The 20,505-nt window shown below is 46.3% G+C and carries 22 protein-coding genes and 3 pseudogenes; 7 read left to right on the forward strand and 18 right to left on the reverse strand.

Features of this window, described 5'->3' with window-relative positions:
- Positions 1-76: 76 nt before the first annotated feature.
- From JGK36_RS27390 to JGK36_RS27450, 14 genes are all read right to left on the reverse strand, one after another.
- Positions 77-250 (reverse strand): 4-oxalocrotonate tautomerase family protein, encoded by a 174-nt coding sequence (locus tag JGK36_RS27390; RefSeq protein ID WP_293193352.1) that lies wholly within the window; start codon positions 248-250, stop codon positions 77-79.
- Positions 251-286: 36 nt separating this feature from the next.
- On the reverse strand, positions 287-1,027 hold the full coding sequence (locus JGK36_RS27395) for an SDR family oxidoreductase (RefSeq protein ID WP_293198709.1): 741 nt from the start codon (positions 1,025-1,027) through the stop codon (positions 287-289).
- Positions 1,028-1,114: 87 nt separating this feature from the next.
- A complete protein-coding gene (locus JGK36_RS27400; RefSeq protein ID WP_293198711.1) occupies positions 1,115-1,975 on the reverse strand; it encodes an SDR family NAD(P)-dependent oxidoreductase in 861 nt (286 codons plus the stop codon).
- Between the two features lie 81 nt (positions 1,976-2,056).
- Positions 2,057-2,908 (reverse strand): pirin-like C-terminal cupin domain-containing protein, encoded by an 852-nt coding sequence (locus tag JGK36_RS27405; protein WP_293193350.1) that lies wholly within the window; start codon positions 2,906-2,908, stop codon positions 2,057-2,059.
- Positions 2,909-2,928: 20 nt separating this feature from the next.
- Entirely contained in the window at positions 2,929-3,519 is a 591-nt protein-coding gene (locus tag JGK36_RS27410; RefSeq protein WP_293193349.1) for an isochorismatase family protein, read from the reverse strand.
- 43 nt (positions 3,520-3,562) lie between these two features.
- Complete coding sequence (locus tag JGK36_RS27415) at positions 3,563-3,814, reverse strand: CDGSH iron-sulfur domain-containing protein (RefSeq protein ID WP_293186165.1); 252 nt, start codon at positions 3,812-3,814, stop codon at positions 3,563-3,565.
- A gap of 22 nt (positions 3,815-3,836) precedes the next feature.
- Positions 3,837-4,442: a flavodoxin domain-containing protein gene (locus tag JGK36_RS27420; protein ID WP_293186163.1), complete on the reverse strand. Its 606-nt coding sequence runs from the start codon at positions 4,440-4,442 to the stop codon at positions 3,837-3,839.
- Positions 4,439-4,594 carry a DUF5996 family protein gene (locus JGK36_RS33985; RefSeq protein WP_293203538.1) on the reverse strand — a complete coding sequence of 52 codons (156 nt, stop codon included), beginning with the start codon at positions 4,592-4,594 and terminating at the stop codon, positions 4,439-4,441. The genes JGK36_RS27420 and JGK36_RS33985 overlap by 4 nt, the downstream gene beginning before the upstream one ends.
- Entirely contained in the window at positions 4,584-4,742 is a 159-nt protein-coding gene (locus JGK36_RS27425) for an NAD(P)H-binding protein (protein ID WP_293198713.1), read from the reverse strand. The genes JGK36_RS33985 and JGK36_RS27425 overlap by 11 nt, the downstream gene beginning before the upstream one ends.
- Before the next feature lie 124 nt (positions 4,743-4,866).
- Positions 4,867-5,010 (reverse strand): hypothetical protein, encoded by a 144-nt coding sequence (locus JGK36_RS27430; protein WP_293186161.1) that lies wholly within the window; start codon positions 5,008-5,010, stop codon positions 4,867-4,869.
- A gap of 9 nt (positions 5,011-5,019) precedes the next feature.
- Entirely contained in the window at positions 5,020-6,084 is a 1,065-nt protein-coding gene (locus tag JGK36_RS27435) for a DUF4331 family protein (RefSeq protein ID WP_293186159.1), read from the reverse strand.
- A 29-nt stretch (positions 6,085-6,113) separates the two neighbouring features.
- Positions 6,114-6,404, reverse strand: a complete 291-nt coding sequence (locus JGK36_RS27440; RefSeq protein WP_293186157.1) for a muconolactone Delta-isomerase family protein — start codon at positions 6,402-6,404, stop codon at positions 6,114-6,116.
- A 9-nt stretch (positions 6,405-6,413) separates the two neighbouring features.
- Positions 6,414-7,070 (reverse strand): SDR family NAD(P)-dependent oxidoreductase, encoded by a 657-nt coding sequence (locus tag JGK36_RS27445; protein ID WP_293198715.1) that lies wholly within the window; start codon positions 7,068-7,070, stop codon positions 6,414-6,416.
- Positions 7,067-7,225 (reverse strand): hypothetical protein, encoded by a 159-nt coding sequence (locus JGK36_RS27450; protein WP_293198717.1) that lies wholly within the window; start codon positions 7,223-7,225, stop codon positions 7,067-7,069. The genes JGK36_RS27445 and JGK36_RS27450 overlap by 4 nt, the downstream gene beginning before the upstream one ends.
- 595 nt (positions 7,226-7,820) lie before the next feature.
- Between JGK36_RS27450 and JGK36_RS27455 the strand changes: the two genes are divergently transcribed.
- Complete coding sequence (locus JGK36_RS27455) at positions 7,821-10,109, forward strand: GAF domain-containing sensor histidine kinase (RefSeq protein ID WP_293198719.1); 2,289 nt, start codon at positions 7,821-7,823, stop codon at positions 10,107-10,109.
- 17 nt (positions 10,110-10,126) lie between these two features.
- Positions 10,127-10,759, forward strand: coding sequence for a response regulator transcription factor (locus JGK36_RS27460; protein WP_293186149.1), 633 nt, complete (start codon positions 10,127-10,129; stop codon positions 10,757-10,759).
- A 252-nt stretch (positions 10,760-11,011) separates the two neighbouring features.
- On the opposite strand, the gene JGK36_RS27465 is transcribed toward JGK36_RS27460, so the two are convergent.
- The 3 genes from JGK36_RS27465 to JGK36_RS27475 all read right to left on the reverse strand — a co-directional run bounded on the left by JGK36_RS27465 (position 11,012) and on the right by JGK36_RS27475 (position 14,128).
- A complete protein-coding gene (locus tag JGK36_RS27465) occupies positions 11,012-11,998 on the reverse strand; it encodes a BsuBI/PstI family type II restriction endonuclease (RefSeq protein WP_293186147.1) in 987 nt (328 codons plus the stop codon).
- Positions 11,999-12,008: 10 nt separating this feature from the next.
- Positions 12,009-13,538, reverse strand: coding sequence for an Eco57I restriction-modification methylase domain-containing protein (locus tag JGK36_RS27470; protein ID WP_293193344.1), 1,530 nt, complete (start codon positions 13,536-13,538; stop codon positions 12,009-12,011).
- A gap of 239 nt (positions 13,539-13,777) precedes the next feature.
- Positions 13,778-14,128, reverse strand: coding sequence for a hypothetical protein (locus JGK36_RS27475; protein WP_293186144.1), 351 nt, complete (start codon positions 14,126-14,128; stop codon positions 13,778-13,780).
- 219 nt (positions 14,129-14,347) lie between these two features.
- Here JGK36_RS27475 and JGK36_RS27480 point away from each other — a divergent pair, with 219 nt between their 5' ends.
- Positions 14,348-14,893 carry a DsbA family protein gene (locus JGK36_RS27480; protein WP_293186142.1) on the forward strand — a complete coding sequence of 182 codons (546 nt, stop codon included), beginning with the start codon at positions 14,348-14,350 and terminating at the stop codon, positions 14,891-14,893.
- Between the two features lie 148 nt (positions 14,894-15,041).
- Here JGK36_RS27480 and JGK36_RS27485 read toward each other — a convergent pair whose 3' ends face one another.
- Positions 15,042-16,034: a Rieske 2Fe-2S domain-containing protein gene (locus tag JGK36_RS27485; protein WP_293198721.1), complete on the reverse strand. Its 993-nt coding sequence runs from the start codon at positions 16,032-16,034 to the stop codon at positions 15,042-15,044.
- A 52-nt stretch (positions 16,035-16,086) separates the two neighbouring features.
- On the opposite strand from JGK36_RS27485, the pseudogene JGK36_RS27490 reads away from it, so the two are divergent.
- From JGK36_RS27490 to JGK36_RS27505, 4 genes and pseudogenes are all read left to right on the forward strand, one after another.
- Positions 16,087-16,689, forward strand: a pseudogene (locus JGK36_RS27490) (TetR/AcrR family transcriptional regulator); the annotation flags it as partial.
- Between the two features lie 57 nt (positions 16,690-16,746).
- A pseudogene (locus tag JGK36_RS27495) lies at positions 16,747-16,851 on the forward strand (IS1 family transposase); the annotation flags it as partial.
- 264 nt (positions 16,852-17,115) lie between these two features.
- Complete coding sequence (locus JGK36_RS27500; protein WP_293198723.1) at positions 17,116-19,143, forward strand: SUMF1/EgtB/PvdO family nonheme iron enzyme; 2,028 nt, start codon at positions 17,116-17,118, stop codon at positions 19,141-19,143.
- 276 nt (positions 19,144-19,419) lie between these two features.
- Positions 19,420-20,505 (forward strand): annotated as a pseudogene (locus JGK36_RS27505) (IS5 family transposase); the annotation flags it as partial.

Raw genomic sequence — 20,505 nt, forward strand, 5'->3', positions numbered from 1 at the left:
TATTCCAACCTTAGCAGAACTTGCGAGTGAAAAAGCTACCCACAATTGAGCAACAATGGGTAGATTTGTCCAAGAATCAAGTTACAGTTTCTAGCCCCCAATTTTCTTCGGCAATTTCTTGAATCACGATATGCGTATGCTCTGGTTTCTTGCCCAGAATCCGCCCAAGTGAATCAGTCACTTCGGCTACGAGCTGAGCTTTCTGCTCCCTCGTGGCCCCTTTGGTAATCTGGATATTGACGTATGGCATAGTCATTGGTGCGACAGAATTTTTGGATTGTATCAACTAGGCAAAACCGCCATTTACCCCTAGATTTTGGCCAGTCACCCAACTCGCTGATTCACTGGCCAAAAACAGCACCACCCGAGAAATATCGACTGGCTCACCAATCCGGCCCAGTGCCGACATGGCGGCTAATCGCTGGATGGTTTCTTCGCTTTTCCCTTCTAAAAATAGATCGGTATTGGTCGGCCCGGGCGAAATCGAATTCACGGTGATGCCCCGCGCGCCGACCTCCTTGGCAAAGACCCGCGTTAACTGCTCAACGGCGGCTTTCGTGGCGGAATAAACGCCATAGGTTGGTAGCATTAGGCGAGTCACGGACGAAGAAAAATTGATCGCGCGACCATTCACTTCTAGCCGCGTGGCCGCCTCTTTTAGACCGAGAAAAACGCCTTTGACATTGATTTGAAAAATCCGATCGAAATCTTCCTCCGTCGTATCTTTCACTAATTTGTAGATATTGATGCCCGCGTTGTTAACTAAAATATCAACCTTGCCATACTGGGTAATCGCCGCATCAAACAGAGCCGTCATATCGCTCGGTGAGGCGACATTGGCACGCACAGCGATCGCCTGCCCTCCAGCGCTTGTAATCTGATCCACCACCGCTTTAGCAGCCGCTTCACTCCCTGAGTAGTTAACAATCAGGCTGCACCCAGCTTTGGCCAAATCCTGGGCAATGATGCTGCCAATACCCCGCGAAGAGCCGGTCACGATCGCGACTTTACCTGATAAATTGTTCATCGACTTTAACCTCCCTAAATAACATGGGAACTAATCCGACTTATCATAGATCAACCAACTATTGACCAATTTAGTTTGTATCAGTTTCTACTGTTCTTGATAATTCCAGAGCAGACCGCCATCGACAAAGAGCGTCGTGCCGGTGACATAATCAGCATCAGCAGAAGCCAAAAAAGCCACCATGGCGGCCACATCTGCCGGTTGCCCCAAGCGCTTTAGGGGAATATTTTGCAGCAGGGCGTTGAGTTTGGTGGGATCATTCAGGAGTTTGGTGTTGATCGGCGTTTCGATCGCCCCCGGCGCCACATTATTAATCGTGATCCCCAACGGCGCTAACTCTACGGATAGATTGCGGGTGAGCATTTTTAAGGCTCCTTTGCTAGCACAGTACGCGGCAAAATGCGGAAACGGCAACTCCTCATGCACCGAGCTAATGTTGATTACTTTACCGGGATGCGACACGGCCATGCAATGCTGCACAAAAGCTTGAATGGCAAAAAATATCCCCTTCAGATTCACATTCATCACCGCATCGTAATCAGCTTCGGTGACATTCCAGAAATCGGCATTTTTCTCAATGCCCGCATTATTGACCAAGATATCAAGCTGCCCAAAGTGGTCAACGCTTTCTGACACCAGGCGCTGGACATCGGCGAGGTTGCCCGTATCGCCTTGCAGCGTGAATCCATCCACCATGTGACATTTGCCCCCAGCGGCTTTTACCTGGGCCAGCGTGGCCTCCGCACCTTCCGGGTGGGAGCGGTAGTTAATCACGACGCTAGCGCCCTCCTGGGCTAAGCGAATGGCGATCGCCTGTCCAATGCCTTGACTACTGCCTGTCACTAGCGCTACTTTTCCTTCCAGTTTCATGGTTTTAGTCCTCAAGGATAGATAGGGGTTGACTGAAATAAAACGGAAATAATCGATCTTGTGATCGAGCTTGGGCAATCAAAGCAGCTCTAGTTCGGATTAAATTTTTGAGTGATTAAGGACAAGGGGATTGGGTCATGCTTAAATCTTGTAAACGCTTTATAAGCGGCCCATGTGACCACTTTGATAGGCGACAATGGCTCTTTGGATCTCCTCATCTGTGTTCATCACAAAGGGACCTTGAGAAACAACTGGCTCGTTCAGGGGTTCGCCTGCTCCGAGGAGGTAATGCAAGCCAAGCTCATTGGCTTGTACGATCGCAGTTTCGCTTCCTTGTTCAAGCAGTGCGACATCCAGGGCTTCTAAGTGCGATCGCCCTGCCCCAAACTCGCCGCTCCCCTGAATCACATGCACAAAGGCATGGTGGGAAGGCGGCAGGGTATGGATAATTTTTCCCAGCGGTGGCAGCGTTACATCCAACAATGTCACGGGAGTCAAAGGCTGGAGGGGAGATTCCAACCCAAAGGCAGAGCCAACCACCACTCGCGCTTTACCGCCTGTGGGATTGACATATTCCGGCACCAAGGCTGAGTCTAAATGCAGCGCAACAGGCTGGCTCCACTTGTGCTTCGCCGCTAAATTGACGAAGATTTGTGCCCCATGACAGAGTGTGCCTGGCGGACTGGGAATTTCTTCGTGCATTAGTCCGCTACCTGCTTGAGTCCAGTGTAAATCGCCGGGATGAATGAGGGCGCGATCGCCTAAACTATCCCGATTTTGAAACGATCCTGCTGAATCCTCAAACATGTAAGTAACAGCAGAGAATCCGGCATGGGGATGGGGCGGGAAGATCGGTGCCCGCATATAAAAATGATCCAACTGGATAAACGGATCGATACCATCCCCCAGATTGTGGCGCCCCAGACTGTAAGCGCGGAATTCTGGGCGATCGCTCATTACCTCCGCTCGGATAATTTGAATGACGCGACGTTGTTCTACTTGTACCTGCATCCGCTGGGTCTCCTGCTCAATTACATTAGTTTGGCGAGTATTTCTTCATACATGATGGTTTGAATCGTCTGTCCGGTACCTTCCGACCACGAATTAGCCAATTCTGCCATCACTTGATTCGTTGAAGTCAGGGTGACACCATGCTTTTCCATTCTTCTCAGGGCAGTTTCATCCGCGATCGACGTGGGGGAACCCCCGGCATCCACTACCACCTGCACTTCAAAGCCGTCTTCGACTGCACTGATGGCAGGAAAGACGATGCAAACGTCATTGGTTAAACCCGCCATAATCAATTTTTTTCTGCCTGTTGCCAGGACTGCATTTCTGTAATCGTCGTACTCCCAGCAGTCCACCACGCCCGGACGTTTTACTCGTTTCTCGTAGGCAACTGGCGCGATTTTCTGTAAATCGTCGAGCAGTAATCCTTGAAAATTAGCTTCCATGCTGCTGGTCAACACAAGCGGCATTTCAGTTTCTACTGCCGTGCGAGCCAAGGCGCGGGTATTTTGCACGATATCCTCACGGGGTAAGTTAAGCGCGAGTTTGATAGTACCTTGCTGATGGTCGATCAACAACATCACTGCATTTTCGATCGTAAATTTGTTTTTCATTGTTGCTCTCTACGGGTTAATACCAGACTTCAACAGGATGGAACTAGAGTTTCGTGTGGGCACCGTCGCAGAAAGGCGCATTACCTGAATGTTTGCAAAGGCAAAGAGCAACCTGCTTAGGTTCAGCGAGTTCAAAGGTTACAGGTGTAAAGGTTGTACCTTTGTGCCCGCCATCGCAGAAGGGCTGATTGGCTGACAAACCGCAACTACACCAGTGGTAATTGCCAGCTTCTAGGGATATGACCATCGGCTTTTTATCGAAAACCGTAGGTTCTGTCGAGATCGATTCAGACATGGATATTTCTCCTAAATAATTTCTAAGCAAACATTGCTAAAATTTCCGGTGAGGGAGAAACATTACCTTTTGCCAATAGGTCCCGATCTCTCAATGCGGCAGCGACACGAGCAACATTTGCGCCATGATGCCAAGCGGCTTGCATCATTTCTTCGGTAATGCCAACGGGTTCCATTTGCGAGCCGCCAGAACGACCATGCGGCCCCCAATGCATTCCTGCCACTTGGAAGCCTGGTGTTGTTTTGGGTAGTGTCACGAGAATCATTCCTGCCGCCGCAAAAGCACCTAACAATCCCAACTGAGCTAATTCGGAACCTGCGCCACAATCGCCGTAGCCACCGCCGACGGTAAAGACACCGCCAACTTTACCTACCATTTCGTCCGTTAACCACAGTTTCTCGCAGACCTCCTCAATGAACTTCTTGACTCGTGCATCAGCAGTCCGATGACGGACGGGAGAACCCATGACGATCGCATCGGCGACGCGCACATCATCGGCTGTCGCTTCAGATGCTTCTTTGCAGATAACTTCTGTGCCTTCAACAGAACGCGCTCCATTCGTAATAGCTTCAGCCATTCGCTTGGTGTTACCAAAGCTTGAGGTATACACGATTAAAACTTTTGTCATTCTTTTTCCCTTTGTATTGATGAGACTGGCGATCTCTCTAGCAATCCTCGATCCCAATGGGCTAAATTTGCTGCCGCCTCATAGGTGCTTTGCAGAAACATCATTAGCGTTGCTTCTGGATCGGCTGCCTGCCGGACAACTTCATAGCGCATTACCCGCAACCACCGTTAAGTTTTTATGGGAGATAGAAAAGCGGGATGGATCGCGAGTAATTGCCGTCAATGTATGCCCTCGCTGCAAGGCTTCATTGATAATTCGACTGCCGATCGTACCAGTTGGGCCAAACATGATGAGTTTCATACAATCTCTCCGGTTAATTCAGGTCGTTAAATCGTTTGACGCAATCTTTCCGTTAGTTTTATTCTCTATAGTCCCTCCAGTATTCTTAACATTTCATGGATTGAGATATTAGGGGCAATCTTGATTACCAAGACAGCAATATCGGTCCACCAAACCTTCTCATTTCAGCAAAGAACTTACCTTGTGCGCCATCCTCTGGAAGACTTGCTAGATACACAGCCGTTTCGGCTCCTCGATCGGCTGTAAACGGTGCATTCGAGCCACCCATATCTGTTACTTATCCCTCTTGTCGGCTAGGGACACCAACAGATGAATCTGTGGGTAGAGGTCTAGCTGGAGCAATATAGGGAAATTCAGTCCTTAGATCGATCGGCGGCGGGACTTTATTCTGAAGTAACGTATTGAAGAACAGCGTGTAAACGACTGTGCCAAAATCATCTTGTAGTCTCCGCCCATTGATGCCGGCAAACCCAAAACTGGCTGGAAGCAGTGGGTTAAAAGGAAGAACATCGGGAAATAACCAGTTTGCTACCATCTGCCCATAATTTGCCGGTCGGTCAGTGCTCTGTGCGACATGACAAATTTGAGTGACTAAGTTGATGACAGGCTGAGCAAAGTTGTCATAGTCTGTGTCTGGATCGGTAGAGTTATAGAGTAATGATCCTTCCGGGTTGTCATTGAACGTTGCCGCAAAATTGGGCTTGCCACAGCGATTCACCTGCGTCCAATGTCCGTGATCGTTGGCTGCAACCGTTGCATAAAAACTAAATGGTGTATTTGAGATGCGATCGAGGGGCAGTTCAGCAACGATCGCTAGAACATTAGTTGCTCCCGTTGTACTGGCTCCAGTGCTGAAACTTTCGGCATCCCAGACATTATTTTGGATGGCATTATCGAGACAAACACGGGCAGCAACCGCATCCAGGAAGAAAGGATCGCCTGCCAACCCTGTCCAGATCCGTCCTAGATTGGCAATAGGCGCAACCTCATTCACAGTCCCCTGCCCTAACTCTTGCCCTGTAGCGTGATGATCGCGGGCTGCTTCGCCGCTGAGGTAAGTGAGAGACCAAGATTGGGGGTTAGCATCTCCCTGAAAAACAAATCTGAAAACAACGTCAGATTTTGCATCGCCATCGGTATCAAACCGAAATTCGTAGGCTGTTTCAGGTCTAAAAGTATCCCATTGGGGTTGACCTGTAAACGGTGAAGGCAACCCAGCTAAAGGGCTAATAGTCATCACCGCGACAATCTTCTGGGGATCGTCGGCATTGAACAAATAAATGTCGCAGATGTTGATCCGGCTGTCTTGCCGAGATTCTGGCGAATCAAAATGGTGACTCATGCAATTTTTGGGGTGATGAGGACAAATGATTATTGAGCGAAAAGCTCTGCGGTACCTGTGTAGGGAAGTAACGGAATAACTTCAAATTGCATGACACCTGCTTGCGCCATCGGTAACTGAGCAATCATCGCGTTGATTTCTTCAACGTTATTTGCCTCGCATAACAATACAGCACCACTCTTATCAGCAATGTAGTGAATCGAGCGTAGACGATCGCTGGCATAAAGTTCCCAAACTTTTGCCGCCTCTGGCTTGACAACGGGTAAAACCTGTTCAATTTTGGTTTCAGCTTTAACACGTCCGACGATCAAAAATTGCACTGATTCACCTCATTGATAGACATATTCAACTTGCCAAGTTTCAGGAGTCTGCTGGTGCAATTGCCAATACACCTGGGCGATCGCATCGGGGTCAAATTTCGTGTCTGGGGCGATGGTTCCACAAATTGTCACAGTCGCCAGATGAATTCCGTCTGCTTTCAATTCTTCTGCTAAACCCAAAGCAAGATACCGGATTGCCGCCTTACCAATACCGAGCGAAATTAATTGAGGACTGGGATAGAGTGCCAAGCCGCCGCCCGTTAATAGAATCGTGCCGCTTTTTTGTTGCTGCATCCCAGGCAATACCTGTTGAATCGCGCTGATGGCTCCGGCAGCATTAACCTTGAAGTCTTGCACTAAATCTTTAGTAGTCAGACTCATCACAGAATCTAGTTTGAGCAGAGCTGCATTGTAGATCAAAACATCAGGATGACCGATCTGCTGCTGAACCTCGGTAAAGGCCGCTGAGATTGAGGCAGAATCAGCCGCATCAACCTCAAATCCAGTTGCCACAATTCCGGCATCACTTAAGATTTTGGTGTATTCAGTCAACGCCTCTGGACGACGGGCTAAGAGTGCCATTTGATATCCTTCTAGTCCAAACCGCCGAGCAAGAGCCAAGCCAAGCCCTGGCCCCACACCCACCAAAGCACAAATTTTGTTCATCGGCTCACCTCATTCCACAAGGAGACATCGATCGTGACATTTAGAGCATGAAAATCCACCTGAATATTTTCGTGCTGTGCTAACTGGCGAGCGATCGCATAGCCTAGCCCTTTGTGACTGCCAGTAATGATTGCTACTTTCTGCATGATGGTCATCAACAACTCCCGATCAAATTTTGAATACGATTCGCCGTACCAACCCTTAAACTATTTGGTGAGTATGGGCAAACTGCTTTGGTTTGTTAAGCTTAATATTGAAGCTATCTTCTGAAAGATTTCTGAATTCAACCGCTCGATTTCCTGAATTTATCCTAAAAGTATCCTCAGTTAAATTTCAGCAATTTCTCAGAATCCGATTGCAGCCAGCAAATTGGGATACAACCCACTGTACAGAGAATCTTTCCAATCGTTACTACACCAAGAGATGATGTTTTTGCTATCCAATCGGTAGTTTTTTACCTACCCATTTAGGTAGTTTTCTATGTTTTACAAAATTATCGATCGAATTTTTTAAGATAACTACATAGTGAAAATCGTTGCACAAAGTTGGATTATGACCTCAATCCAGCGAAATTTGTGCAATCTGAAATTGACTGTTCGATCGACTCCATCAATACGGGCACTTCAGCGGAATATCGGCACGATCGGGATACACCAGCCAAGCTGAGGTGTTAAAATCTGTTCGTCAGTTTGCGATCGGAAATTATGCTGGTACACTATCTGCACGGCAAGTGCGATCGAGGTTGAAACCATGTCCGAGCATCAAAAATCGCCTTCCTCACCAAAATTATCTGCCGTGCTTGAAGCAGATTATCAAATACTACATAGGCGAAATCGGCTCTTGGAAGCCTCGGCCAACGCAACCAGTGTTTTACTGACGGTGGAGAACTTTGATGAAGCGATCGATACTGCCCTGCAAATCATTGTCGAAGGTGCAGGATGCGATCGCATTAATGTGCTAGAAGGTAACTTCGATCCTTTATCCGATCGCTCATCAAGCGTGCCAACCTACCATACCGCGATCTATGAGTGGACTAGACCTGGCATTATTCGACAGATGGATAGCCTGGAAACTGGGCGCATCCCTTCAGCCGGAATCGAAGCATTTCTGGAACGATATTATCTTCATGGGGATGGTTTTGGCGGACTCTTAGCAGATTGGGTCGAACCTTTACGTAGTTTCTATGCCGCCGTTCGAGTCCAGTCTAGTTATTCTGTGCCGATTCGGGTCAAGGGTCAGTGGTGGGGCGTGTTGTGCTTGAATTATTGTCGAGCAGCGATTGAGATCGGTGCGGCAGAAGTCGCCGTTTTGCGATCGATCGCTGATTGTATTGGTAGTGCGATCCAGCGCGATCGCACGCAAAAAATCATCCTCCAAGCGGAACAGGTGCGCGTTGCCGAATTGGCCAAGGCAAATCATTTGCTCAAGCAAACCGTGGATTTGTTGGCAACAGAACCCGACCTCAATCGCTTTTTGGACTATGTGCTCAAAGCCTTTTCCGAACAGTTTGATGCCCCACTGATCCAGTATTGGGAGAGTCCAGAACCGGGCGATATTGCCTATCTTAGGCTTGCTTGCCGTAACGGACAAATTCTCACAGCAGCCGATTTGCCCAATGATTGTCTGGTGACAGGTGTCCCAATCCTACCGGAACTAGCTGGGTACGGAAATTTCCAAACTCGTCAGCGTTACTATGTCATCGAAGATATCCCTACCGATCCGATCGAACTAGCGCTCTTCTCACCGCTGAATTTTGATTTGGAAACCTGGTGTACGGAGCATGGCATCAGGAAAATGATTAACATCGCGCTGATGTGGTCTGAAAAGGCTACGAGTTCGCTGATACTTTATTTTCCCAGCGATCGCCATTTGAGCGATCGACAAATCGAGCTAATGTGTGCGCTAGCACAGCAGGTGACTCTGGCCATTCAACTGACACAATTGGCAGAAATTAAACAATCAGAAGCGATCGCGCGCGCGCAGGAACAAGCTGCACACGAAAGCGTTACCGAATTGGTCAAGGCAAACACAGCTCTTAAACAATCTCTTGATACCCTCGCCACCGATCCGGATCTCGATCGCTTTATTGGATATACCCTCAAACTCATTGCCGAGCAATTAGATGCCCCACGCATTGAATATTGGGTGCATTCCGATCGAGAAGATCGGGCTTATTCCTATTTAACCTACTGCCAAGGGCAAACTCTCAAATCGAGCGACCCATCTGCACAAGTCGGGTTAGATGTGACACCATTTCTCGACATTCCCCTCAAAGTCGGCAACACGAACATCGGCACTTTGACCATCTACTTATCCAGTTATCACACCTTTGCTGGGCAAACTATCGAACTGGCTCATGCCCTAGCCCAACAGCTCACCTTTGCCATTGAACTGACCCGTTTTGCCGAAGAAGCCCAACAAGCGGCATTGCTGCAAGAACGCACTCGGATGGCGCGGGAAATTCACGATACTCTCGCCCAAGCTTTTGGCGGAATTTCGATGCAGTTACAGGCGTTCGACTACTTTGCCGCGACTCAACCAGAAAAAGCGCAGACTCATTTGCTGACGGCTCAAGCTCTAGCGCGAGATGGCTTGGCTGAAGCCCGCCGATCGGTTTGGACGCTATATTTGGAAACATCCGAATACGAAGATCCCGCTCGGACGATCGCCAAATTTATCGAACAAACGATGTCCAGACAATCGGTGCCCATCGATCTGGCGATCGATGGCAGCCCCCGCCGTCTCCATCCCGATTTGGGACTTAATTTGCTTCGTATTGCCCAAGAATCGATCGCCAATGCTCTGCACCATGCCCAACCCCAAACCATCCAAATTCGCCTCAACTACAGTTCCCAAAATCTGCAAATGACGATTCGCGATGATGGCTGTGGCTTTGAGCCGCAATCTCCCTCGCCGGGATTTGGCTTGATGGGGATGCAGCAACGGGCAGCCAGGATTGGAGCCACCTGGCACCTAGTTAGCCAGATCGATCGAGGTACCAGCATTACTGTCACTCTCGCCCATCCAGAAACCCCCTAAAATTATCGCGATCGAATATGCCTGAATCTCCCAAAACCATCCGACTGCTGGTTGCCGACGACCACCCGATCGTCCGTCAAGGCTTAGTCGCGATTTTAAATGACCAGCCCGATATGAATGTCGTTGCCGAAGTCAATAATGGCCAACAGGCGATCGAACAGTTTCGCATTCATCAGCCCGATGTCGCTATTCTGGATTTAAAGATGCCAGAAATCGGCGGCGTAGAGGCGATCGACACCATCCGAGCTGAATTTTCCACTGCCGCCATTATCATGTTCTCGATCTATGAGACAGATGAGGATATCTATCGAGGGCTGCGGGCTGGAGCCAAAGCTTACCTACTCAAAGATACGCCCTGCCAGGAGATTTTAGAAGTGATTCGGACTGTCAGCGGGGGGCAACGCTACATCCCAGCAGAAATTGGCACTAAGTTGGCGGCACGAATGGAGCGACCGGATCTGAGCGATCGAGAAAATCAGGTGTTGGCGTTAATGGCTCAAGGTAAAAAAAATAAAGATATTGCTGGCGAACTAAACATTTCTGAAAATACTGTCAAGTTTCATGTTACCAATGTCACGCTCAAACTCGGTGCTAGCGATCGCACTCGCGCTGTAGTCAATGCTCTTCAGCAAGGCATTATTAAGTTGTAGTTGCGATCGAAAAGCGAATCGATCGGCGATCGAATTTGGTTGGATCGCCGCAACCCACTTCCCTCTCACGGTCTATAGAACCTATTTGAGATCTCTCGAACTATGGGCGATCTCCAACTCTCATCGGTTATGGAAACACAAAGCGAAAGTAACTGAATATTTATCTGTCTAATGGCTTGCGCTTCACCGGACGGCAATAATGTTTGCATCATAACTGATAGCGTATGTCTCCGTTCCGTGTCCAAGCGCTTGTTAGCTTCTTTTGTCATGAGGGCCGAGGAAACGTTCACCATTAAAGTGAACTAGATGGTCTGGGTTATCGGCAATCCACACTTCAGTTTCCCATGCAATATCAGCCGCATTCTTGCGAAATTCAGCACGGTCTGGAAACGCTGTCACATAAACAAGACCAACCTTACAATCTTTGAAGGCTTCTTCAAGTTCAACCCAACGCTTTGGGGATATAGGGCCATGACTGGTAACTGCTTCAATCAAAAACAGCCATTCTCGGTCTTCGTCATACACTACAATATCTGGCAATTTGTCATGTGACATTGGGGGGACACCCAATGATTCCAGGTATTCGGCTTCTAAGAACATCAGCTTTCCGCCTTCTTTTCGACTGCTAGCGGTATCACCAATGTATAACAATCGACCGCCAGCACCGATGAAGCGCGAACAGAATTCGTGAACAATGTCGGCGTGAAGCTGATTATGCTTACCAGGTGACAGTGTGATGGTTTCACCGCTTGGTAAGCTAATTGGAATTTTGTGCAGATCGAGAGCGCGTTCATATTGTGCCTTCAATTCAGGCACCGCATCCTTGTAATCTTGAACTTTCCCCAACCAGCCGCCGTGTGGGTATTCCGCCAGAATCTCCAACATTGACTGATTCAATGAATAGTTATTGTCTTTGCTGTTGGTTGCTCGCGTGGGGTCATCTCGGTTTCGATCGACAATACGGGCTTGCTCGAATTGATGAAGTGTTTGTCTTCTGATGGTTTCGCGACTGTTCGGCTTATAGTCCATTCCATATTCATTACGGATGAATTCCATGATGTTCACGGTTGGCAAAAGCGGTGCTGTTGATGAACTCCAGTCATCTAAAGGTTTTATATTAGCCAGTGCCAAAAAGACCCATGCCGATCGATCGTTACACTGTGCTTTGGGCAGCCCCAAGGCAGTCAATAATGCTTTTGCTTCATTTAGTTTTTCTTGTTGTTGTGCCGTAAATTCCAAATTTCCCCCCTTATATTGAAGCTACTACACCAAGAACTCGATTCACGATCGAATCAATTTTAGCCGTTTCAAAAAGTTTAAGCTTGTGTACTTGATCACCAATTTTCTTCACTTGGTCACGAGATGGAAATTTCATTACCCTGATTTCAGTAGCATTAACTTGTGTATTCCCCGAAATGCACCTGAAATAATTATCCATGAATGATGAATTAAAGATAGTCGCAAGACCATAGGCTTCAATATTGGATAATTCACCACCTAATACACCGATATAATTAGTCTTGTTACCAAAGCCAATCAATTCACAATCGTGCATATTGGCAAGGTGAACGCTAGCAACTAAGCGCCGTTTTTCGTCTTTGGATGAAAAACGTTTTAGCAACACATAAGTACCATTTTTCATCGTATGTTTGTCATGCTCTTCATTAAGCCTGAAGGCTACATCTTTCTTGTGATTACCTATCCAAGTTGCAGTTAATGGTGTCACATTATGTGGACGGTAAAGCGGAACTGTATTTTCAGCACTCGTGTCTTCAGTGATGTATTGGCGGGCACGATGTTCGACCACACGACCAGTCGAAATAAAATATCCAGCACCTTCAAAAGTGGTTTTTAAAGTTTCAGCTTGCTTCAAAATACTAGCCGCAGAAGCTGATTCAGGAATTCTAATTAGTCTTTGATCGTTTGAAGGATCGACAATTAAATGAACCGGATATTGTTTTTCCTCAGCATTGTTGATGCTGGCATCGCAGTCACTCGATCTAACTGTTATGGTGTCGGCATTACTGCCTTTAACGAAGTAGCAAATAATGTTTTCTTGAAGCACTGTTGAGTCATCATTGTTAAACACCTTGTCTCGGTGTTTGAAAATATGAATTAATCTCAGTGCTGATTCAGTTAGCAAGTATTCACGAAAACCCTTGAAATATAGTCCATTTGTGAAGCTGCGAGGTGTTATCGTTACCATTTGACCGCCAGCCTTCATGCAAGCCATTACAACTGCCATGAACGAAGCATATATATTCGGATCGCCGTGATACAAATCGGCTACCGCTCTGGCATAAGGTGAATCTTTCGCACTATATTTAAAGTATGGCGGGTTGATTACTGATATATCAAAGGGCTGAAAAGTTTTTTCTTTATCTGGTCTAGCAATTATAAAGTCTTCACAGCAAATTTCGTAAGTAAATGTTCCTAGTTGTTCGCAAAACAAACACTGAACGATATTCAGCGTCTGTTTAAGGCTGGCAACTGCCTCGGAATCTAGTTCATATAGTACAGCATGAACGGCCTTACAACCCATACTCAAGCAATAGAAAGCAGTAGATGCGGCTAATATACCAGTTCCTGCGCCAGCATCAAGTATGCGAATAGTCTTACTTTTGGGCTTGACAATCAGAGATGCCATGTAATCGGACACGACGAATCCTGTGAAGAACTGCCCTAATATCTTCCTGCTTTCTAATGATTTAGATCTGAGAAATGCACTTTGAAGGCTAATAATATCGTCTTTTGGATCAATAAGTGCTTGCCGATTCAACTATTTTCACCCTTGCCTATAAGTTTTATAAGCATTATCTCTTATTTGACTCAATTTATTTAGGATCTTGTGTAGCTAACTAGTTATTAGACGGAAACTTTCCCTATAATACACCAAAATAGAGTGATAGACGGAAAAATTTCCGCCCAAAGCCTAATGTCCTGCTATGACTTTCCGTATGTCATCCTAGATCGGCGTGATATACAGAAACTTTCCAGATATCACCCCAAATCGGGATATTAAACGGCTCTCCTGGGTATTCGGTAAGTGAAGCCTATATGACTCCTGACGACTCCTGGCATGAGTTTCAATACTTGTACCGGGGAAATTTTGTAGATTGAGATACAATTTGCACCATAAAGCCAGGAGCCCTTTTGCTTCCAGTAAGCGTAATGCTCGATTGGATAGGCATAAACGGCTTTCTCGGCACCACCATGAACGGTCAAATCTGCCTGCTTGTCGCCATCTAAATTGAGCGATCGCATCATCACTCGTCCTGCCACTGGCTGCTTGAAAATACCAGTCGTGACCTGTTTTCGCTTCCAGGTGACTTCGCGTGGCAATCCAACACAAACGGAAATTAGTTTCATCAGGGAACCCCTTCGATGATTACTTCCTGAAACTCTAACGCAGTTTTCTGATTTTGGCATACGCTTTTTGAAATTGAGAAACCCACCTATTTAGGTAGGCAAAAAACCAACAATAGTGGAGTAATAAAATCATCATCTAGTGTAGTAATGATTGGAAAGATGCTCTGTAAAGTGGAAGTTATCCCAATCTGCTGCAATAGCAATTGCGACTCTTATCTCATGGCTTTATCCCCCAACCCCGATCGATTAACACCGCCAGTGAGTAGCCGAGATCGTTGTCAAGGCAGCACCACCGCCAAAGTAACGCTGGTACAGTATGGCGACTATCAATGTCCGATCTGTCAATCAGCGCATGGCATCATCCCCTCGATTCAAGCACAGATGGGCGATCGCCTGCGGTTTGTATTTCGGCATTTTCCGCAGTCGCAGATTCATCCCGAAGCTTACCATGCGGCTGAAGCTACCGAAGCTGCTGCCGCACAAAATAAGTTTTGGGAAATGCACGCTTGCTTATTCGAGCATCCATCTCAACTTGCTGATAGTAATCTAGTCGAATATGCGATCGCGCTCGATCTGGATGTCGATCAGTTTTTACAAGAAATGTCTACCGATCGACATGTGGCACGGGTACAAGCGGATCTTGATAGTGGTATCGACAGCGGTGTGATCTCAACACCCACATTTTTTATCAACGGGGTGAAATACAATGGCGATCGCAGTTTAGAGACACTGCGAGATGCTGTTTTGCAAGCCGATCGTCAATGAGGAGAAATTAGATTAATCGATCTGGTTCACATCCAGGTAACGATTGTGATTAGTCATTATTATCCATCGCAAAAGTGCGTCGCTTGTCGAATCTTTGTGTTCTTCGCTAAAATTGTTCTTAGCATGGAATATGCTATATTAAACCTGTTTACCTTGACAGATTAGGCTCTCTAACATTAGGAAAGCTTTCAAAATTGCGCCGTACCCAATCCATCCCCACTTCATTATTGAGTTTAATTTTCTGAGGCGTATCAGGATAAATTTTCCCTAAAATATCCGCATCTTGATCCACAACAACTTTGCCAAAATTGAGATACATTCCCCCCAATAGCTTAAAGATAGGATGCTTTGCTTGACCGAACAGCAAAATATAAGTTCGCGTCCGATTCTCGGCTTCTGGTACGAATATATGACACTGTGCAGCTTTGCCGAATGGCATTTCTCCATGAAAAATTATTAGGCATGGGAAATGATTTTCTAAATGAGCTTTAAAGGTGCTGGGTAGTAACAACAAATCTGGCTTTCTGAGCTTTTCTGCCAAACTGTAAGGCGCGGTAGGCATATCATAAAACGCATGGGATTTATGTCCTTCATCGATGAATTGATGAAATTCGACATCGGTAATCCTAAACAAGTCTCGGTGAGTGCCGTTTTGGTGATTGTAGTCGTGCATATTCAGCAGCATCGTCAGCAAATCTGTCTCGATACTGCGATCGGCAGTATGCCCGATAAAGTAGTAAGTTTCGGCGATTTCCTGGAGCACATTGGGAATTGGAACTTGTGGCTCGTATCCGCCATAAGACCAAATGAAGTCACCTTGAATAATCAAATCTAACGGTTTTAGTAAGGGCAATGTTTTCTGCTTCGATCCGGGCAATACAGTGCAGCCGCCCGCATCAAATTTCAGGGCATGGAAGGGGCAGACGACACCGCTTGTGCGATCGCCCTCAGCTTCGCACCATCCTTCCGACAGCATTGCTCCCATGTGCGGACAAGCGTTGGGCAAGGCATTGATGCTTCCATCAGGATCTTTCCACATTACATAATCGCTGCCATACAAGGAAATTTTGCGAGGCTGGTTCGGTGTCAGCATCGACTTATGTGCCAACAACCAAGGCGCACCGGGAAGCATAGACTGCATGGTGTTCTCCTTTAGACCTAAAATTGTGAGAGATTTGTCGCTTTTCTAGAATATGACAAAAGATTCGCATTCGTCAAGCAGTTTGCGCCGTCAACCGAAACAGCAGCGTGGTAAAGAAAGAGTCGAAAAAATCTTGGATGCAGCAGCAGCAGTGTTTGATGAGGTGGGCTATTCCGAGGCGACGACTCATCTCATTGCAGCAAAAGCAGGGACAGCCATTGGTTCTCTGTATCAGTTTTTTCCTGATAAAGCTGCCATTTTTAATGCAATGGAACTGCGTCATGCCGATCGCGTTAAGGCGATGTGGGCCCAGACGAACACACCAGAAATCGTTCAGTTACCGCTGCGTGAAATGATCCACACCCTTGTGACTGCTGTTGCAGAGATGTTTGAACAGCCTGTATCGCGGGTGGTATTCGTGCAGTTTTATATAGCGCCGGAGATTTTCCAGTCGATCGATGAAAGTATGACTCAGGAGGCGATCGACTTTATGGCGAGTCTTTTGCAGCAGAGAAATCCCAGCTTGCCGGAGGTGCAATGCAGCCTGTTCGCGGAGGTTTGCGTTCACAGCAGCAATGCCGTCATTCTCTCGGCACTTCGCAACCCGGATTTACAGCATCGCCAACAACTGGTACAGCAGATTGAGGATTTGTTGGTGTCGTATTTAGAGCCATATGTCGGGGAAAGTCGGTTGAGCCATGTAATGAAAGTAATGAAATGTCCTCATTGTCGATCGCAGCAATTGTCCAAAAATGGGTATCGACGGGGGAAGCAGTGCTATCGCTGTAAGGAATGTGGCAAACAGTTTGTCGAGAATTCAGTGCGTTGAATCGGACACAATCTGAGTTGTAGTTTTCCATAGCCGATCGCAATATCCAACACTTCAAAATTACATGATTTGTCGATCGCTCTTCTATTCGGTACGAGATATTCTTGTCTGTAGCCCGATCGCTCTTGAGAGAGAGTGCGATGCTTTTTGTTTGGGCGATCGCCAAGTTGTACTATACTGTCCTCTGTCTAAGACGACTAAAACCCAGAAAGGGTATATCATAACCTTAAATCAGATCATTTCTTCCCAGATATGTTCTACTGCTCGAATCCAAGGTGCTCTCATCCTTTCAATCCCGACAAATCTAAATTTTGTCAAAGTTGCGGCCAGCCCGACCTCACGCCTCTATTCAGAAACCGCTACCGCGTGATTCGACTGTTGGGGGAGGGGGGATTTGGCAGAACTTATGAAGCGGTAGATATCGATCGCATGGACGATCCCTGCGTCATCAAGCAGTTTATGCCCCAAGTTCAGGGAACATCAGCACTTGAAAAGGCTACAGAACTGTTTAAGCAAGAAGCGAAACGACTTTACGAACTCGGCGAACATCCCCAAATTCCTCGATTAATTGCTTATTTTGAACAAGACAAGCGACTTTATTTAGTACAAGAATTGATTGAGGGGCAAAATTTACTGGCTGAATTAACTCAGCAGGGAGTTTTTAGCGAAGAAAAAATTTGGCAGTTGCTGGCAGATATTTTGCCGATTCTGAAATTTGTGCACGATCGCAATGTCATTCACCGAGACATCAAACTTGAGAATATCATCCGCCGTCGCACCTCCCCCAATCCATCTCTAAATGCGGCAAATTTTAGCAATTCCGCTTTTCGGAGGGGAGCACGGCGAGAGTTAGTTTTAATTGATTTCGGCGTTTCAAAACAAGTGACTGGCTCGCTGATGAGCCAAGTAGGTACGACGGTAGGAACGCCCGGATATTCGCCGGTAGAACAAATGCGAGGTCAAGTTTTCCCCGGAAGCGATTTGTACAGTTTGGGGATAACTTGCCTGAGGCTGCTAACTCAATGTTTGCCAAAAATTGACGGTTCCGATGACCTTTACGATCCGATAAATGGCGGCTGGATTTGGAGAGAAAGGTTGCCCGCAGGTACAAAAATCAGCAGCGAGTTGGCAACAATTTTAGATAAATTAATTCAAGATTATCTCAAAAACAGATATCAATCTGCTGATGAAGTCATCAAAGCTTTAAATCTCTATTCTTTACCTCCCCAACCCCATTTTGGTAAGGGCGGACAACTTACGTTAAATTCTTCTCAGACCAAGGCAGCCCTACCTCCCCTCAATGCTTATCTAACCGAGGGAGGAAAGCTTGCTATCAATACCCCGATCAATCACAGCGCCCAAATCAACAGCAATATCTCTGTGAATTCAAGGGTAAAATCTAACACAAATCCGCCTCACAACCAGGGAACGCCAAAGATTGCTGCTGTCAAAAGCAGTTTTGAATTTCAGGTGGTGACAGTAGACAATCGCGGGCAGCAAACTGATGTTAAAAGTGGCAAAACACATTTTTTTGAAGAACATCTCGGCCGCAATACAATCATGGAAATGGTATCTGTTCCTGGCGGTACTTTCCTGATGGGTACCCCAAAAGATCGGGGTGACAGTGACGAAAAACCGCAGCACTCAGTAACATTAGCACCTTTTTGTATTGGCAAATTTCCAGTCACTCAGGCACAGTGGGCAGCCGTTGCAGCGCTACCGGAAATTAAAATATATCTCAATCCCGATGCTGCCCGTTTTAAAGGTGTAAATCGACCGATAGAAAATATATCTTGGTATGAAGCGATGGAGTTTTGTGCTAGACTTTCTCGCAAAACTGGTAAGCATTATCGCTTGCCTAGCGAGGCCCAATGGGAATATGCTTGTCGGGGGGAAACTTCGGGGCCGTTTCACTTTGGGGAAACGATTACTAGCGAGTTAGCAAATTACAACGGAAATTCTAATTACGCTGATGCGCCGAAGGGAGTTTATCGCTTTCAAACTACAGATGTTGGTAGTTTTAAACCCAATGCTTTCGGATTGTATGATTTGCACGGAAATGTGTGGGAATGGTGCGCGGATGCTTGGCACAATAATTACAACGGTGCGCCTGTTGATGGCAGTGTTTGGGAGTCGGGCGGCGACTTTTCGCTGAGGTTGTTGCGGGGGGGTTCTTGGAACGATCATCCTCCGAATTGTCGCAGCGCGTGCCGCCTCAGATATCAGCCTGATTGTAAGGCTAGTATTGTGGGTTTTCGAGTGGTTGTTCCTGTGGTTTGATTTGTAGTCAGTTGTTAGTTGTTATATCAATTTTTTATGAGGCTGCTCCCGAATCTGATCCCCCCTAACCCCCCTTAATAAGCAGGGCGGTTTTATTATCGTCAGACAAATTAGGTACGTAGTTGCGCTTCAGCGCTCTTTATAATATTAGGAAAGAGCGCAAAGATCGCAACTACGTAGGGCTTGCTGAATAAGCCTAAAACCCTTACCTGAAAAAACTTTGACTCGCGATCGGCACTGACAATGTGTTAGACTATGAGGTAAAATTAGTCAAAATTGACTAGGGCCCCAAAAGAACCTTCCAACTTTGATCTACCCTTCGAGGGACAATTATCAGAGAATAATCGTTGGGTAATCATGGCAAAAATAATTCCATGGTCAGAATTTTTGTTGATGAATATGCCCAAAAATTCACCTGTTCAACAGGAACCCGCGCGAAATCGTTTCGTATAGCATTGGGGGCATTAATAATCAAAGAGAGATTAGGAACTAGCGACTCTGAAACAGTAGAACAAATAAGAGAAAACCCATGCCTACAATACTTCCTAGGTCTAAGTGGCTATAGTAATGCTAGACCATTCGACTCATCCATGTTCGTTTATTTTCGGAAAAGAATAGGAGTCAACCCGAGGAAATAAAATCAATGAAAAAATGGTCAAAGACCAGACCCAAGTACCAGGAGAAGAAGTAGAAAAAAAGTCATCAGATTGGAGTGAACCCAAAAATCAAGGAAAATTAATATTAGATGCAACCTGTGCGCCAGCCGATATTAAATATCCGACCGACTTAGGACTATTAAATCAAGCCCGAGAACATACTGAAAAAATCATAGATAGTCTACACAATCAAACTAAATCACCCGTAAAAATAGATAGTCTACACAATCAAACTAAATCACCCGTAAAAAAAAGCCTCTTGACATATCGAAACAGAGCCAGAAAAGAATACCTAACCATAGCAAAATAAAAAAGCTACGACGAAAATCAAGAAGAAAAGCCATTAAAAAACAACTGCAATACATCCAAAGAAATTTGGCTAGTATAGAGCGAATGGGTGAGCTAAAGTTATTAACCAAATCTCATTATAGAATGCTGTTAGTAGTTACAGAAGTCTACTGCCAACAGTTGTTAATGTACGAAAAGAAAGAACATAGTATTCCCGACAGAATAGTAAGTTTAACGCAACCACAGATCCGCCCGCTCCGTGAGAGGGAAAGCTGGGAAATCCGTTGAATTTGGGGTAAAACTGTCAGCCAGTTGTCGCAATGGGTACGTATTTTTAGACCGAATTAGTTGGGATAACTTCAACGAATCAGGAGACTTAAAAATACAAGTAGAAGCATTTAAACAATTCACCGGATTT

It is taken from the genome of Microcoleus sp. PH2017_35_SFW_U_B (assembly GCF_020737865.1).
Lineage (GTDB): Bacteria > Cyanobacteriota > Cyanobacteriia > Cyanobacteriales > Microcoleaceae > Microcoleus.

What these genes read in the sequence shown, in the direction of transcription:
- JGK36_RS27455 (WP_293198719.1), top strand. Translation starts at nt 7,821, where the DNA reads ATGTCCGAGCATCAAAAATCGCCTTCCTCACCAAAATTATCTGCCGTG.
- JGK36_RS27395 (WP_293198709.1), bottom strand. Translation starts at nt 1,027, where the DNA reads ATGAACAATTTATCAGGTAAAGTCGCGATCGTGACCGGCTCTTCGCGG.
- JGK36_RS33985 (WP_293203538.1), bottom strand. Translation starts at nt 4,594, where the DNA reads ATGCGCTATGAAGTTGTCCGGCAGGCAGCCGATCCAGAAGCAACGCTA.
- JGK36_RS27430 (WP_293186161.1), bottom strand. Translation starts at nt 5,010, where the DNA reads ATGGGTGGCTCGAATGCACCGTTTACAGCCGATCGAGGAGCCGAAACG.
- JGK36_RS27425 (WP_293198713.1), bottom strand. Translation starts at nt 4,742, where the DNA reads ATGAAACTCATCATGTTTGGCCCAACTGGTACGATCGGCAGTCGAATT.
- JGK36_RS27420 (WP_293186163.1), bottom strand. Translation starts at nt 4,442, where the DNA reads ATGACAAAAGTTTTAATCGTGTATACCTCAAGCTTTGGTAACACCAAG.
- JGK36_RS27390 (WP_293193352.1), bottom strand. Translation starts at nt 250, where the DNA reads ATGCCATACGTCAATATCCAGATTACCAAAGGGGCCACGAGGGAGCAG.
- JGK36_RS27460 (WP_293186149.1), top strand. Translation starts at nt 10,127, where the DNA reads ATGCCTGAATCTCCCAAAACCATCCGACTGCTGGTTGCCGACGACCAC.
- JGK36_RS27475 (WP_293186144.1), bottom strand. Translation starts at nt 14,128, where the DNA reads ATGAAACTAATTTCCGTTTGTGTTGGATTGCCACGCGAAGTCACCTGG.
- JGK36_RS27405 (WP_293193350.1), bottom strand. Translation starts at nt 2,908, where the DNA reads ATGCAGGTACAAGTAGAACAACGTCGCGTCATTCAAATTATCCGAGCG.
- JGK36_RS27415 (WP_293186165.1), bottom strand. Translation starts at nt 3,814, where the DNA reads ATGTCTGAATCGATCTCGACAGAACCTACGGTTTTCGATAAAAAGCCG.
- JGK36_RS27410 (WP_293193349.1), bottom strand. Translation starts at nt 3,519, where the DNA reads ATGAAAAACAAATTTACGATCGAAAATGCAGTGATGTTGTTGATCGAC.
- JGK36_RS27450 (WP_293198717.1), bottom strand. Translation starts at nt 7,225, where the DNA reads ATGACCATCATGCAGAAAGTAGCAATCATTACTGGCAGTCACAAAGGG.
- JGK36_RS27435 (WP_293186159.1), bottom strand. Translation starts at nt 6,084, where the DNA reads ATGAGTCACCATTTTGATTCGCCAGAATCTCGGCAAGACAGCCGGATC.
- JGK36_RS27485 (WP_293198721.1), bottom strand. Translation starts at nt 16,034, where the DNA reads ATGCAGTCTATGCTTCCCGGTGCGCCTTGGTTGTTGGCACATAAGTCG.
- JGK36_RS27500 (WP_293198723.1), top strand. Translation starts at nt 17,116, where the DNA reads ATGTTCTACTGCTCGAATCCAAGGTGCTCTCATCCTTTCAATCCCGAC.
- JGK36_RS27445 (WP_293198715.1), bottom strand. Translation starts at nt 7,070, where the DNA reads ATGAACAAAATTTGTGCTTTGGTGGGTGTGGGGCCAGGGCTTGGCTTG.
- JGK36_RS27480 (WP_293186142.1), top strand. Translation starts at nt 14,348, where the DNA reads ATGGCTTTATCCCCCAACCCCGATCGATTAACACCGCCAGTGAGTAGC.